The organism is Acidobacteriota bacterium, from assembly GCA_030774055.1.
Lineage (GTDB): Bacteria > Acidobacteriota > Terriglobia > Terriglobales > Acidobacteriaceae > JACPNR01.
In genome coordinates, this window is sequence record JALYLW010000040.1 from 1 (window position 1) to 13,368 (window position 13,368).

16 protein-coding genes, 1 rRNA gene and 1 pseudogene are annotated in these 13,368 nt (G+C 63.4%); 9 read left to right on the forward strand and 9 right to left on the reverse strand.

What is annotated here, in order from left to right; translation table 11 throughout:
• The first annotated feature begins 27 nt into the window (after positions 1–27).
• The 3 genes and pseudogenes from rrf to M3P27_03335 all read left to right on the forward strand — a co-directional run bounded on the left by rrf (position 28) and on the right by M3P27_03335 (position 760).
• Positions 28–144: ribosomal RNA gene (gene rrf / locus M3P27_03325) — 5S ribosomal RNA — on the forward strand.
• Positions 145–230: 86 nt separating this feature from the next.
• On the forward strand, positions 231–443 hold the full coding sequence (locus tag M3P27_03330) for a DUF433 domain-containing protein (GenBank protein ID MDP9267342.1): 213 nt from the start codon (positions 231–233) through the stop codon (positions 441–443).
• Positions 444–760 (forward strand): annotated as a pseudogene (locus M3P27_03335) (DUF5615 family PIN-like protein).
• Positions 761–773: 13 nt separating this feature from the next.
• On the opposite strand, the gene M3P27_03340 reads toward M3P27_03335, so the two are convergent.
• Genes M3P27_03340 through M3P27_03350 form a run of 3 tightly spaced genes read right to left on the reverse strand, consistent with a single transcriptional unit; the run spans position 774 to position 1,521 of the window.
• Positions 774–1,058, reverse strand: coding sequence for a DUF2442 domain-containing protein (locus M3P27_03340; protein ID MDP9267343.1), 285 nt, complete (start codon positions 1,056–1,058; stop codon positions 774–776).
• Positions 1,058–1,285: a hypothetical protein gene (locus M3P27_03345; protein ID MDP9267344.1), complete on the reverse strand. Its 228-nt coding sequence runs from the start codon at positions 1,283–1,285 to the stop codon at positions 1,058–1,060. Before M3P27_03345 ends, M3P27_03340 begins: the two co-directional genes overlap by 1 nt.
• A complete protein-coding gene (locus M3P27_03350; protein MDP9267345.1) occupies positions 1,282–1,521 on the reverse strand; it encodes a hypothetical protein in 240 nt (79 codons plus the stop codon). The genes M3P27_03345 and M3P27_03350 overlap by 4 nt, the downstream gene beginning before the upstream one ends.
• Before the next feature lie 128 nt (positions 1,522–1,649).
• Here M3P27_03350 and ada point away from each other — a divergent pair, with 128 nt between their 5' ends.
• From ada to M3P27_03365, 3 genes are all read left to right on the forward strand, one after another.
• Positions 1,650–2,762, forward strand: a complete 1,113-nt coding sequence (gene ada / locus M3P27_03355) for a bifunctional DNA-binding transcriptional regulator/O6-methylguanine-DNA methyltransferase Ada (GenBank protein MDP9267346.1) — start codon at positions 1,650–1,652, stop codon at positions 2,760–2,762.
• 105 nt (positions 2,763–2,867) lie between these two features.
• The gene (locus M3P27_03360) at positions 2,868–3,557 is read left to right on the forward strand and encodes a YdeI/OmpD-associated family protein (protein ID MDP9267347.1); all 690 of its coding nucleotides are present in this window, start codon (positions 2,868–2,870) and stop codon (positions 3,555–3,557) included.
• Positions 3,558–3,691: 134 nt separating this feature from the next.
• Positions 3,692–4,075: a DUF983 domain-containing protein gene (locus M3P27_03365; GenBank protein ID MDP9267348.1), complete on the forward strand. Its 384-nt coding sequence runs from the start codon at positions 3,692–3,694 to the stop codon at positions 4,073–4,075.
• Positions 4,076–4,118: 43 nt separating this feature from the next.
• On the opposite strand, the gene M3P27_03370 is transcribed toward M3P27_03365, so the two are convergent.
• Complete coding sequence (locus tag M3P27_03370; GenBank protein ID MDP9267349.1) at positions 4,119–4,295, reverse strand: hypothetical protein; 177 nt, start codon at positions 4,293–4,295, stop codon at positions 4,119–4,121.
• A 66-nt stretch (positions 4,296–4,361) separates the two neighbouring features.
• Between M3P27_03370 and M3P27_03375 the strand changes: the two genes are divergently transcribed.
• Both M3P27_03375 and M3P27_03380 read left to right on the forward strand, forming a co-directional pair.
• Positions 4,362–4,547 (forward strand): hypothetical protein, encoded by a 186-nt coding sequence (locus M3P27_03375; GenBank protein MDP9267350.1) that lies wholly within the window; start codon positions 4,362–4,364, stop codon positions 4,545–4,547.
• A complete protein-coding gene (locus M3P27_03380; protein MDP9267351.1) occupies positions 4,544–4,861 on the forward strand; it encodes a DUF962 domain-containing protein in 318 nt (105 codons plus the stop codon). Before M3P27_03375 ends, M3P27_03380 begins: the two co-directional genes overlap by 4 nt.
• 21 nt (positions 4,862–4,882) lie before the next feature.
• Here the strand turns inward: M3P27_03380 and M3P27_03385 are convergent, their stop codons facing one another.
• Positions 4,883–5,623, reverse strand: a complete 741-nt coding sequence (locus M3P27_03385) for a thiamine phosphate synthase (protein MDP9267352.1) — start codon at positions 5,621–5,623, stop codon at positions 4,883–4,885.
• 135 nt (positions 5,624–5,758) lie between these two features.
• On the opposite strand from M3P27_03385, the gene M3P27_03390 reads away from it, so the two are divergent.
• Positions 5,759–6,166, forward strand: coding sequence for a hypothetical protein (locus M3P27_03390; protein MDP9267353.1), 408 nt, complete (start codon positions 5,759–5,761; stop codon positions 6,164–6,166).
• 54 nt (positions 6,167–6,220) lie between these two features.
• Here M3P27_03390 and M3P27_03395 read toward each other — a convergent pair whose 3' ends face one another.
• The 4 genes from M3P27_03395 to M3P27_03410 all read right to left on the reverse strand — a co-directional run bounded on the left by M3P27_03395 (position 6,221) and on the right by M3P27_03410 (position 13,153).
• Entirely contained in the window at positions 6,221–8,527 is a 2,307-nt protein-coding gene (locus M3P27_03395; protein MDP9267354.1) for a hypothetical protein, read from the reverse strand.
• A gap of 213 nt (positions 8,528–8,740) precedes the next feature.
• Complete coding sequence (locus M3P27_03400) at positions 8,741–9,649, reverse strand: TIGR00730 family Rossman fold protein (GenBank protein MDP9267355.1); 909 nt, start codon at positions 9,647–9,649, stop codon at positions 8,741–8,743.
• Positions 9,650–9,766: 117 nt separating this feature from the next.
• The gene (locus M3P27_03405; GenBank protein MDP9267356.1) at positions 9,767–10,135 is read right to left on the reverse strand and encodes a hypothetical protein; all 369 of its coding nucleotides are present in this window, start codon (positions 10,133–10,135) and stop codon (positions 9,767–9,769) included.
• A gap of 90 nt (positions 10,136–10,225) precedes the next feature.
• Positions 10,226–13,153: a tetratricopeptide repeat protein gene (locus M3P27_03410; GenBank protein ID MDP9267357.1), complete on the reverse strand. Its 2,928-nt coding sequence runs from the start codon at positions 13,151–13,153 to the stop codon at positions 10,226–10,228.
• Between the last annotated feature and the right edge of the window lie 215 nt (positions 13,154–13,368).

Genomic DNA, 13,368 nt, shown 5'->3' on the forward strand with positions numbered 1-13,368 from the left:
GCTCACGCCTGCTAAACGCCTCAAGTTGTCGGTGATCACACCGCGGGGGTCACACCCGTTCCCATCCCGAACACGGAAGTTAAGCCCCGCTGGGCCGATGGTACTGCACGCGAAAGTGTGTGGGAGCGTAGGTAATCGCCGGCATTAATAAAGGCCGAACTGAGAAATCAGTTCGGCCTTTTCCTTTGGGAGGCTTGCTAACGCTCGTCCGCGTTGAGTACCATTCAGCCATGGCCAGCCGTGTAGTAACGGTGTCGCGCGAGGTCATGGGCGGCACCCCCGTCTTTGCGGGGACCAGAGTGCCGGTGCAGACTTTCATCGAGCACCTAAAAGCCGGCGATTCCATCGACAGCTTTCTAGAAGGCTTCCCGTCCGTCAAGCGAGAACAGGTTCTGGCCTTGCTCGATGAGGCCAAAGAGCGCATCTTCGAGATGGTGCACTGAGTGAAGCTGCTGCTGGACGAATGCATCGACCAGCGCTTGGCCCGAGAACTCGCCGGACATGAGGTACGAACGGTTCCGCAGATGGGCTGGGCAGGCACGAAGAATGGCGAGCTGCTCCGCCTGGCGCAAGGCCGATTCGATGCCTTCGTCACCGTGGACCGGAACCTGTCATTCCAGCAGAATCTCGCTGCTCCGGGCGGCATAGCGATCGTCGTTCTGCTCCATCCAACCGGCTTGCGGATCTGCAGCCGATTACTCCCAAGCTCCTGGAAAGACTTGCCAGCCTGCAGCCCGGGACCGTCACCACCATCCCTTAGTTTGATTCCGCCTTCATTTCCGCCGCTTGGGGCGAGGCGCGGGCGCACCCCGCAGCAGACCCTCGGTACTTACATCCTCATCGATCTCCGGCCAATGGATTCCGTGGCCCCTGCCCACGATCTTCCAGTTCGCCCGCTGCGAAGCCGTGGCATGCAGAAGGCGCGGGAACCAGGCGAGCGGCGCGGAGATTGCGCGGCCGTCTTTCAACGAGACGGTGATCGCATCGGTCGAAACCTCGACCCCAGCGACTCGCTCATCAGCCGCCAGTGCCAAAATATCCCTCTGATGAGAGATCATCAAGCCTTCAGGAGCGCATGTTGTGCGATCCGCGGCAGGCGGACGGGGACAAACTGTTCGGCAGGATAGAGGTAGTCTTCGCCTGAACCATCCACTACCCGCACCAATCCCATCGCCTTGGCTTTTCGGTCTGGCAGGACGCGATACACCTTGCCGACCTCGAGATCGACAGGTGTGTCGCCGTTGTCGATGCAAATCACGAAATGTGGAACGGTTCTCGTCTTCATAGCATGCGCACGGTCCGCTTTACTTTGACGTTCCTTTTGCCGAAGCCGTGCGCTTCGTACCAATGCAACTCTGCCACGCATATCGTACCATCCCCATATTCAATGGTTGCTGTTCCCTTCAACTTGCGCCAGCGGCCTGGGCCATACAACTTCCGCAACTGCATGCGGCTGCGCACTCCGACCCCGCGGGCGATTATTTCGATGTTCGAAATGGGGCCGATTATCTTGAATCGCATGGAGATGGCAGGGTTGTAAATCACCCCTCTTGCAATCCACTTCCACCGCAAGAACCGGATGGTTCGCATTTCCGCCTTGTCCTATTCTCGCGGACATGGATACTTTGACTGTTCCAACCGAGCTGACCATGACCGCGCGGCCGATACCGTCGAAAGGCGCGAACGCGACCAACAACGACGCCGAGTGGCAGGCTGTCCTCGGGCAGCACCGCGCCTGGGACGGGCGCCTCTTCTACGGCGTGCGCTCGACCGGCATCTACTGCAAGCCGTCGTGCCCGTCGCGGCGTCCGCGGCGCGACCAGGTGGAATACTTCTTCGATATCCCTGCCGCCGAGCGCGCGGGCTTCCGCGCCTGCAAGCGTTGCCATCCCAACCAGCCCGGCCGGGTGGACGCGCAACTGCAAGCCGTCGAGCGCGCTTGCCATTACATCCGCGAGAATCTGGATGCCACGCTCTCACTCGAAGAGCTGGGCGCGCACGCCGGGATGAGCCCGTTCCACCTCCAGCGCGTCTTCAAGAGGGCCACCGGACTCACGCCGAAGCAATACATTGCGGGGTGCCGCCTGGCGTCGTTCAAGCAGGAGCTGCGCCTCAACCGGCGCAACGTGACCGAAGCCACCTACCACGCCGGATACAGTTCGGGCTCGCGCGTCTACGAGCGCGCGAATCAAGAAATGGGGATGACGCCGGCGACGTACCGCAAGGGCGCCGCAGGCGTCGCGATCGAATACGCCGTGGTCGCGTGCTCGCTCGGCCGATTGCTGGTCGCGAAGACGCCGCGTGGCGTGTGCAGCGTCCAGCTCGGCGACTCGGAGCGCGAGCTGGAAAAGGCGTTGAAGAACGAGTTTCCCAAGGCCGAGCTGAGTCATGCTGCACAGCGACCGGCGTGGCTTGCGGACGTGCTCGCGCAGGTCGAAGGCGGGTCTTCTTCGCGTACTTCTTCGCGTAGCCCGGAAACTCGTCTCCCGCTCGACATCCGCGTGACCGCTTTTCAGCGGCGCGTCTACGAAGCGTTGTTGCGGATCCCGGCGGGCGAGACGCGCTCGTACCAGCAAGTCGCCGCGGCGATCGGCGCTCCGGCAGCCTGCCGCGCGGTGGCGCGCGTGTGCGCTCGGAATCCGGTGGCGGTCGTGATCCCGTGCCATCGCGTGGTGCGCGGCGACGGTGCGCTCGCCGGCTACCGCTGGGGCGTCGAGCGGAAGCGCGCGCTGCTGGGACGGGAAGCCGCGAGAAAGAGCTAGTCTCACCACGGAGGCACGGAGTACACGGAGAAGACTTGGCAGTCGGGTTTTCTCCGTGCCCTCCGTGTCTCCGTGGTAAAAACGGGTTGCATACCTTCCGCACCCGTGAAGAAGCCCAAGACCACCGCCAAGACTTTCACCGCTACGCTCGAGCACATGCCCGGAAACCTGGGCTGGGTGATCATCCGCGTGCCGGTGGACGTGGAAAAAGTCTGGGGCGTGCGCGGGCATCTCAAAGTCCGCGGCGAGATCGGAAGCGCGAACAAAAAAGTCAGCGGCTTCGGCTTCCGCACCTCGCTGTTTCCCACCGGCAAGGGATACCACTACATGCTGATCAACAAGCAGATGCAGCGCGGCGGCGGCGTGGGTGTGGGGATGAAGGCGCGCTTTCGCCTGGAGCCGGACCTCGAAGAACGCGTGGTCACCGAGCCGGCAGAGTGGGCGCGGATCATGAAACAGTCGCGTGCGATCGCCAGGTTCTATGCGGCGCTAAGTTATTCCTATCGGCAGGCGATCGCGAGGTCGATCACCGAGCCGAAGGCCGCAGCTTCGCGCCGCAAGCGGGCGGAGCAGATGGCGGAGCGCGTGCTCCAGACCATCGAGGCGGAGCGCGAGCTGCCTCCATTGATCCGGCAGGCATTCGAACGCTACCCGCGAGCGTGGCAGGGCTGGCAGCGGATGACGCCGCGACAACGACGCAATCACCTGCTCGGTATTTTTTACTATCGCAATCCAGGGTCAAGGCAGCGGCGGCTCGAGAAGACGATGGAAGAGGCATCGAAGCGCGCGGAGTGAGCCAACACCTACCACGGAGACACGGAGGCACGGAGTTGTCTTGTTTTTCTTGTTCCCGCAACCGCGTCTATCCCGCCCATTCGTCCCCCCAAATCTCCGTGTCTCAGTGCCTCCGTGGTGGAAATTGACCTCTTATGCGCGATAACGGTGATCCGGTTCGGCTAGAACCGACGCGGTGGCACGCCATCCTGCGGGCGCGCTGTCCGCGCTGCCGCATTGGGCCGATCTTCGCGCGCTGGCGTTTTCCGGGATTCGGCGTGTTGCATCCGATGTGTCCGGAGTGCGGCTTGCTGTACCAGCGCGAGCAGGGATACTTCCTCGGCGCCATGTACATCAGTTCGTTGATAGTGACCGCATTGATCTTTGTCTTCCTGTTGCTGCTCTGGGCAGTCACTTCATGGTCCTGGGACACGCTGCTGCTCGCGTCCCTGGGATTGGTGATACTGTCTGCACCGCTCGTGATGTCGGTGGCGCGCGTGCTGTGGCTGCACTTCGACCAGTACTTCGATCCGCGGTGACCTTTCGGGCTGACTTTCCACCGCCAGACGCGGAGACACAGAGCTAGGCAGACAATCGCTTCTTGCCCATCAGCGCGGCCACGCCCAGGCAGGCAATCAGGATCAGCGGCGAGAGCGCCCACCAGAAACCCAACCAAGCCCTGGCTACGCGGAGCTCGAAATGTTCCACGGCAGAGAGCGGCGTCCCCGCGTGGGCCCATGCATTGGCGAGCGCTGCCATGTGGTGTTCGAACCAAAACATCCCAGCGATGAGAAGACAAGCGACGACAACGCGATGACGTAGCGCATGTGGCGGCCTCCCGCGGGACAGTACCACGGAAGCCGCTCGGGCGAAGAGTACAATGCCGCAACGCCTCTGACGCGTGAACTGCCCAAGGCGCTGCACGCGTGCGAGTTCCGTTTCCAGATGGACAAGAAGGGCAATATCGTTAGGACGAACGGTGTGGGCAAGCCTGAGGTGAAGTGCCAATGAGCCACGAACATTCGAGCGACAAGCTGGCGCAACGCGATTGGGTGGGCGAGTACTCCGAGGCGCACCGGCATCCGATGAACCGGCTGTGCCACAGCTTTGGCATCCCCATGATCGTGGTGTCGCTCTTGCTGGCCGTGGGCGCGATCTACATTGGCCCGCTGTGGATCTATGCGGTGGTGCTGTTCGTTCTCGGCTGGGTGCTGCAGTTCGTGGGACACTGGTTCGAAGGCAAGCCGCCGGAGTTCATACGCGATCCGCGCTTTCTGTTCGTCGGCGTGCGCTGGTGGTTCGCGAAGATGCGAGGGAAGGCATAGGCGCGGATGCGGCGCGGGAACCTATCTCTTTTCCCGCGCGCATAGCTCGGCCACGACGCGCGCGACCTCATTCTCCTGGAACAGCCTGATTCCGGCCACGCCGGCGGCGCCGGCGCGCAGGCAGTCCTGCGCGTTCGCGAGCGTGACGCCGCCAAGCGCCAGCACCGGCATCGGGGTGGCGTATCCGGCTTCGGGCTTGGCCACCGTGCTGGTGTGAGCGCCGCGCGCGCACGCCGCGCGTAACGCGGCGAGGCCCGCGGACTTCGGTCCTCCTGCCTTTTCGAAGACCGGTCCGAAGACGGCAAAGTCGGCGCCGTGGGATTCGGCGGCTGCGACTTCTTCCCCGGTATGGCAGGAGACGGCGACGAGGCAGTTTCGAGTTTCGAGTTTCGAGTTTCGAGTGGCGGCCGCCCACAACGCGTGCACCTCGCTCGCCGGAAGATCGCCGGCGGGAAGATGGACACCGTCGGCGCCAACCGCGAGCGCGATATCGGCGCGCGAGTTGACCAGCAGGCGAGTGGTTGGCCGCTGGCCTTCGGACATGCGGGTTGGGGGCATTCGTGCTGGCCGAGCGCGGGCAAGGGCACTGACCGCCTCGCGCGCGAGCTGCTCCAGTTCGCGCGCGGACAAATCCTTTTCGCGGAGCTGGATGTAGTCCACGCCGGCACGCGCGGCCTCGCCGAGCTTGGCGAGCAGGGCGCGGCGCTGCTCGCCCGGTGGGCCCGGAAACTGCCGGCGGTCGGTGATGTAGTAGAGCAGCACGTCCCCCTTTCAGTCCCCCTTTTCAGTTCTCTCTGCTCAGTCCAACTTGTCTATTTCACCACGATGTCCGGCGCGGAGGGTGATTGTCCAGCACGGAGGGTGATTTGCGCGTCTAATGGAGGGATGGGGATTGGGATGCAGAGCGTGGGGATGCAGATCGTGTGGCTGCTCGTGCTGGCCTTGCCGGTAGCATGCGTGGCGTGGACGGTGACCCACGAGGAAGTCTTTCGCGAGCCACGGGAGTACTGCGAGCGCCGCGCGGAGGATTGCCGCAGCCTGCTCTCCCGCAAATTCTTTTACCTCTTTACCTGCGAGTATTGTTTCTCGCATTATGTGGCGGCGGCGTTGCTGGCGGTGACGCGCTTCCATCTTCTCTATGACGACTGGCGCGGATACCTCATCGCGTGGCTCGCGCTGGTATGGATCGCGAACGTTTACATCGGCATCTTCGGCAAGGTGAGGCTCAACATCAAGAAAGAGCGCGCGGAGATCACCCAGATCGAGGAAGACACGAAGAACAAAGACACCAAGCAAGCAGCCTGAGGGTTTGCAAAAAAAGAGGCTGGCCCCGGGGCCAGCCTCTTTTTCTATTTCGGCTCAGCGTTGCACGACGATGTCGCCGCCTCCAACCGGCCCGCTGGCGGCATAGCCATTGCTGATGGTGATGGCGAAGGCGTCGCCGTTCTTGCCGGGCGTACCGGCATCGGTCACGTTCACGGTAAAAGTGACGGAGCTGCCATTGTCGAGCTTGCCGCTGCCCGAGAACCTCGCTGCGTTACCCGAGCGAGTGCTCGAGCCGATCGACGTCGCGGTGAGGTAGATCTTCGCCAGCTTGTCAAAGTAGGTGAAGGTGCCCGCGCCAGAAGTCACGTCGATGGCAAAGTGCTTCTTGTTGTCCTTATCGAACCAGCCCGTGCCGGAGACGGTCGCGGGCAGGCCGACGGTGAGGGGTCCCGCGATCTGTCGCGTGAACTGCACCCGTGCCGTGGTGTTCGGCGTAGCCAGATCGGTCGAGTAGAGGATGTTCGCCGCGCCGAGTGGATCGTGATACATGCTCGAATACTCGGCCAGGTCGCGGTCGCCGGGGTTGCCGGCGGGCGCAGGAGTATCGCAATCGAGGCCGCGCAAGCAGATGGAGCCGACATGCACGACGCCGCGCTGCTGCTGTTCGGTGCCCGTCGTCTGGCCGCTGGCCGCAACGTACTGGAATGCGGGCGCGGCAGCGAACGCATCGGGAGTGAACGCATACCCCAGCTTCCACTCGGAGCCTTCGAAGCCGGCTTCCTGATCGGGATCGCCAGGACGGTCGGTGCCGTACCACATCACGCCGACGCGGCCGGCATCGCCGCCGGCAATGATCCAGGGCAGCAGCGCGGTGGTGACCGCAGCGTCTGCCGGATTGTTGACGCGGACGGGATCCGTCCAGCTATTGCCGCCATCGCGGGAAGACATGAGGAACGCGTCTTTCCGGTCGCTGAAGACCACGTGCAGGTTGCCGGCGCGGTCCACGGCGATGGCAGGAAACACGTTATCGATCACCTTCCCGACCGGAGCGCGGAAAATGCGCCGCACCGTGACGCCCTTGACCGTGGGATCGAGCTGTCCCTGCGGAAGCAAGGGCAGGTTGCATGGCGCCGGACACGCCGCGAGATACAGATCGCGCGGACTGCTGCCGGTAAACACGTTGTACGCCGCGGCTTTGCTGGGATCGTCGTTCGGCGCGTAGGAAACCATGTTGCCCTGGCGACCATCCTGTGCCGCGCCGGCGAGTGGTGAGGCGATGATCGCACCGCGAGGCCAAGTCATGCCGTAATCGTCGGACTGCACCCAGAAGATGCTGGTGGTGCCGACGAGCAGGGCGCCGAGCTGGCGCGAGGTGAGGAAGATGCGGCTCGGACCGACGCTGGTGTTCCACTGGCGGTCGACCACCGGAAAGTCGCCCTGGCTGACGAGGAAGTTCTCGCCTTTGTCGAGCGAGTTGCTGACGGTGATGTTAGCCAGGCTCAGGCTGCTGACGGAAACGTTCCCGGTACTGCCGACCTTACCCACGCCGGAAACATCCAGCAGAGCGAACGGCGAACCGATGGAAATGTCATTATCGCCGCCGCCGATGCCAACACTCTGCAAGCTGGAGGCAGCAGGCGTCTGCGCACCATCAGGCTGGCCGAGGAACTGGAAGCTCGCGCCGCCGTCATCGGAGCGCCAGAAGTCCACGCCGGCAGGGACGCCCTGGATGGCGGAAGCGTAGATCGTGCCAAAGTGGTCGATCTTGATGTCGGGCTCCACGTTCTGGCCGGTCTGGCCGTTCTCCGAACCTACCAGGCGCAGGTCGGAGGTGAACTGGAACATCTGTGGGCCGAATTTGCCGTCTGGGTCCTTGCTGTAGGTCGCGCTGCGGAACACGGGGAGCGGCGGATCCGCGACCAAGGTGACTTTGCCGGCATAAGCGGTGAGCGGCACAGCACCCCAGGCGTGCACGTAGACCGTGTAGGTGCCGTTCGCCAACCCTGCCTGCTCGATCTCTTCGAAGTTGGTAAAGCCCTGGCCGGAATCGTCGACGAAGGTGCTTCCCTTGTAGAGGAGCAGGTCGAAATCGTTGGCGGAGTTAGACCAGTCCGCGCGTATCACAACGGCAAAATTGGGATGTGCAGCGCGGTAAGCGTCGGAGACATTGACCGTGATACTGAAAGTGTCGCAATCTTTGAGCGTAGGGCAGAGCGTGGGATCATAACCGGTCAGCGTGGGTGTGGTCACAAGGCTGGTGCCCGTCCACGTCACGCTCGAGTTGGTGTCATTCACTGTGCCTGAGGCAGGCGTAGCGCCCCAAGCGGCGGAAATAACGGATGTGACGGCGGCGAGAAAGACAAACGCAGCCATCAGCTTGCAATGCCCTGCATGCATCATTCATTCCTCCAGGATTCGCGACTGATCAGGGGCCGTAACGCGCAATAAAAGACAGCCTGGACCGAGACGAAACGGCGCGGACACACGGGGTGGTGCGGCTTACCAGGGGCGCAGTAGTGCCACCACGGGAGCAGATGCCGGTCATCACAGCCAGGGTTGTTTCGGGAATCAGGCTTTTGGAGAGCGGCTTTAGAGCGGTCTTGGAAGACCGGTTCAGCGATTGCGCTGGTTGAATGGCCGTGTCTTGGCGATGCCGGGAGCGCGGTCTTCCTGCTTAGGATGCGGCGCGTTGAGGTGGAACTTCGTCAGTCCCTTGCGCAGCGCTTCAAAGGCCTCTTCCGGTGAATTGACCACGCGATAGAGGTCGCGGTCCTCGGGCGCGATGGTGCCCCAATCGACGAGAGCGTCGATGTTGATGACGCGCTCCCAGTATTCCTTCCCGTACATCAGCACCAGGATGCGCTTGGCCAGCTTCTCGGTCTGCGCCAGCGTGAGGATCTCAAACAGTTCGTCCATCGTACCGAAGCCTCCGGGAAAGACCACGAGCGCCTTCGAGAGGTAGGCGAACCAGTACTTGCGCATGAAGAAGTAATGGAATTCGAAGTTGAGTTCCGGAGTGATGTAGCGATTGGGCATCTGCTCATAGGGCAGGTTGATGTTCAGTCCGATGGTCTTGCCGCCAGCCTCGCGCGCGCCCAGGTTCGCCGCTTCCATGATGCCCGGACCGCCGCCGGTGCAGACGACGAAGCGGTGGCGCTCGAAGGGCAGGTCTTTGGTCCACGAGGTGAGCAGGAAAGCGAGGCGGCGGGCTTCTTCGTAGTAGCGAGCCATCTCCACCGCGGCACGCGCGCGCTTGATCTGCTCTTCGAGCGGGGCGGGCTGCGCTGAGCTCGGCTTGGCCAGCACTTCGAGTTCGTGCTCGGCGTGCGAGCGGCTGTGGAAACGCGCGGAGCCGAAGAAGACGACCGTATCCTGGATCTTCTCGCGGTGGAAGCGTGCGAGCGGTTCCTGATACTCCGCGAGGATGCGCAGGATGCGCCCGTCGGGACTATCGATGAACGCCGGGTTCTTGTAAGCGAGTGGCGCGCGTTGCAGATCTTTGGGATCTTCGGGATCGTGCATGTTGGGCGGAAGCCGGTGGTCAGGATCAGTGCTCACTTTGTCGAGGGTCGAAGTTCAGGGCCGAACCACAAGTATGAACGATACAAGTATGAACGATAGATGATAGATGAAAGACGCTCAGCCGGCCGTGGGCGGCTTGGGATCACGATAGTGTACGGCCTCGTAGATGCCCAGCCAGATATCGAGTACCCCGATGCCGGTGGTGACGCCGCGAACGAAGTCATGGGCGATGAAGGCGCGGATCGCCGGGAACGACGTGAGCAAGCTGTTCTCATGCCAGAGATGCGGCAGCCAGGGCACGGCGATGAGCACGAGGCCCACTTCGACGCAGAAAGCGACGAACACGACCATCATGCTGCGTGCGAGCCAGACCGGGGGCGGGGCGTCGGCATCGTTGTCTAACCCGGCCTTGTCTAGCACACCATTCGCGCCGGCTGCGGGGACGGGCGGAACGGGACCAGGGAACGGACGAACGTTGGAGGGCACGGAAGGATCCTTCGCGGCAGGGGGCTCGCCTTCCGGAGCGGCGTGACCATGCGGCTTATTTTTCTGCGCGGGATCCATGCGAGACGGATTCTACGCCTTCAGTGCTTTGATGCGTTCGGCGACGTCGCGGTAGTCGATGTTCGAACCGTAGACTTCCATGAAGCTGGCCAAGGCTTCCTTGCGGTTGCCGGCGGCCTCATGCGCGGAGGCGAGCTCGTAGTACACGGCCATCTTGCTCTCCTCATCGATCTGCGGCACGTGCAGCGCCTTCTCGTACCACTTGACCGCCGCCATGGGCACGCCCTTTTCGACGAAGCAATGCGCCAGCCAGGTGTAGGCCTGCATCACTTGCGAGAAAGGATATCCGTGCTCGATCGACTGGCAGACCTTTTGCAGCTCGCCGATGGCTTCGTCGAGCAGTCCCATCTCTTTGAAGGCGACGCCGAGGTTGTAATGGGTGTCGGGATCCTCGGCTTGACCGGCGCCCTCTTCCGCTTCCTCCTTGAACTCAGCGAACATGTCGGTGAGGGCGGCGTTGGCCTCTCGGCCAACCATCACGTCTTGCTGGGGGGCAGATTGGGGTGCAGATTGGGGTGCAGATTGGGGTGCAGATGAAGACGCGGGTGCGGACGCAGCCGCAGCCGGTGCGGCAGACCTCGCCGGTGCGGGCTTGGCGGCCGGCGGTGGTGGTGGTGGCGGGGACGGCGGAGCAGCGGCCTTGGCCAGTGCGGAGGGCGGAGGCGGCGCGGGTGCCTTCGCGCCGCCGATAGCAAAGTCGTCGCCTAGCGATTCTTCGAGGTCGAGGACAAAGTCGCTCATCGCGTTGATCTTGGCGGCAGGCGCCGGCGGCGGTGGTGGCGGCGGCGGAGCGGCAACCGGTTTCGGTGCGGCTTTAGGCGCGGCTTTCGGCGCGGGCGGTGGTGGCTGCGGTGGTGGCGGCGCAACCGTTTCCGGCGCTTCCGCTGCTTCGGTCTTGATCGCGTCGAAACTGAACTCGGCGATGCTGGCTTCAGAGGGCGCGACGGGCGCGGGAGTCTCCGCCGCCGCGAGCTGCGCGCGCAGCGCGGGGATCTCCGGATGCTTGGGAGAAAACTGCGCCAGCCGGTCGAGCGCGGTGTGAGCGTCGCCGAACATCGCTTGCCCGATGTAGAACTTGATCTCTTCCACTACCTCGCGGGTGGGATCGCCGATCGCCGTTCCGGCAGAGGTCACAGTCGCTTCCGCGGCGGCGGCTGCCGGCTCGGAGGTGACCATGGTCTCCCACTCGCTCGCGACATCGACCTCGCGCGCGGGCGCTGCAGCCACTGGAGCGGCAGGCACGTCCGGCGGCACGCTGACTTCGAATCCGAACTCCTGAGCCGCCGGCTGGGCCGCCGCGGCTGCGGGAGGCGCCGCGCTTACCTCGAAACCGAGTGCGGGAGCGCCTTCCGCAGGCGCGGTGGGCGCAGCTCCGCCGGCATGCTTGCGGTACCGGACGCCCATCTCACCGAACTGCTTGGCGAGCTCAGCATGACCGGCCTTGGTGTGGACGCGGGCGAGGATCTCGCAACACCGCGCCGCATCGGCAAAGCGTTCGGCGCGGGCATAGAGTCCGGCGAGGCGCTGGTTCATCAGCGCGTCTTCGGGAGCCTGCGCCAGCACGGCTTCGAGCGGCGCGATGGTCTTCGCCGGCAGGTTATAAGAATCGAACAGCTCCGACTCGGTCATGGCGTTGCGGATCGCGGCCGCAACATCGGGGGAGTACTGCTGCTCCACCCCGGTGGTAGCCATGGCGTCAAGTTCTTCCACCATGAAGGCTTGCGAACTTTCGGCGGCGGTCAGCGGACGCGCAGCCGAATCCTCACCCAGTTTGCCGATGATCTGCTTGTAGTTCTGCGCGTGCAGCGGATTCTCCGGCTCGAGGTCGGAGAGCTCCTTGTAGAGGTCGCGGGCCTTTCCCAGGTCGCCGGCCTGCACGTGGGCATGGGCCAGCAGTTCGGAGACTTCGTTCAGGTGGGTGGTGTCACGCGCCTTGAGGTAGACGCTGCGCAATAGGTGCAGGGCGGGCGCGTTCTCCTTGATCTTGTTGATGGAGGCATGCAGCGCGGTGATGATGCCGGTGGGATTCGCGGCGAGCAGCTTGTCGGCGTACTGATCGTAGACCGCGATGGCTTTCTCGAAGTCGCCGGACGACATCAGCGATTCGGCGTAGGTGGTGAGGCCACCGATATCGTTATGGACGGCGAGGAGCTTGTTGGCGAGCGGTTCCGCGAGATCGCGCTGGCCGAGCAGGAGGTGTGCGCGGATGAGGGCGCGCAGGGCGTCGGGCCGCGAGTCGAGATTGTGGATCTGCTCGAGGTGGCGGACGGCGTTGGCGCCATCCCCGGAATCGGCGGCGATGGCGCCGCGCAGCATGAGCGCGTCGGCGTTGCCGGCCTCGAGCCCGAGGACGCGGCCGCAGGCCTCGTCGGCGGCATCATAGGAGCCGCGCGCGTAGAGCGACTGCGCCGCGTTGAAGAAGATGTTGCGCGCTTCTTCTTTCTTGCCCAGCCGCACGTAAAGGTCGGCGAGCTTGGATTGCATGCTGGAGTTCTCAGGATCGAGCTCCAGCATCTTCTGGAAGATGCGCGCGGCCGCATCCAACTCGTTCGCCTTCATGTAGGCGTCCGCGACCTGGACGTATTGCTGGCGCGCGTCGTTGTACAGGCCCTGCTGGGTGTAGAGCTCGGCGAGCTTGAGGATGGCTTCGGTCTGCCCGGGCGCGAGCTTGACCATCTTCTTGTACATCGCGATGGCTTTCACGGTGAAGCCATCGGAGGCGTAGTGGTCGCCGACCTTCTTGAAATAATGCGCGGCCTTGTCGGCGTCGCCGATGCGGGAATGCAGGTCGCCGATGGTGTTCAGGACCTGGAGGTCCTTGGGGTCCTCTTTGACGACTTTCTCGTATTCGCCGATGGCATTCTGCAGCTTGCCCTGCTGCACGTACTTCTCCGCCGACGCGAGGACCTTCTGTTTGTTGAAGCCGAAACCGAGCGCCATAGAGGACGGACTCCGGGGAGACCCTGAAATGATAAACCGCCAGAACACGGCCGGGTAAGAGACCGGACTTCGGCGGGCGTTGCCAGCCCCGGAAATCGCCAGAAAATGCAGTCTGGAGGCCCTTCCGGAGCCACTGGAGGTGCGGACAAAGTAGCACAATCCGAGGGGTTACTGAAAGGGAAATGGGCCTCTTTCGGGAAGACAAAGAAAAGGCG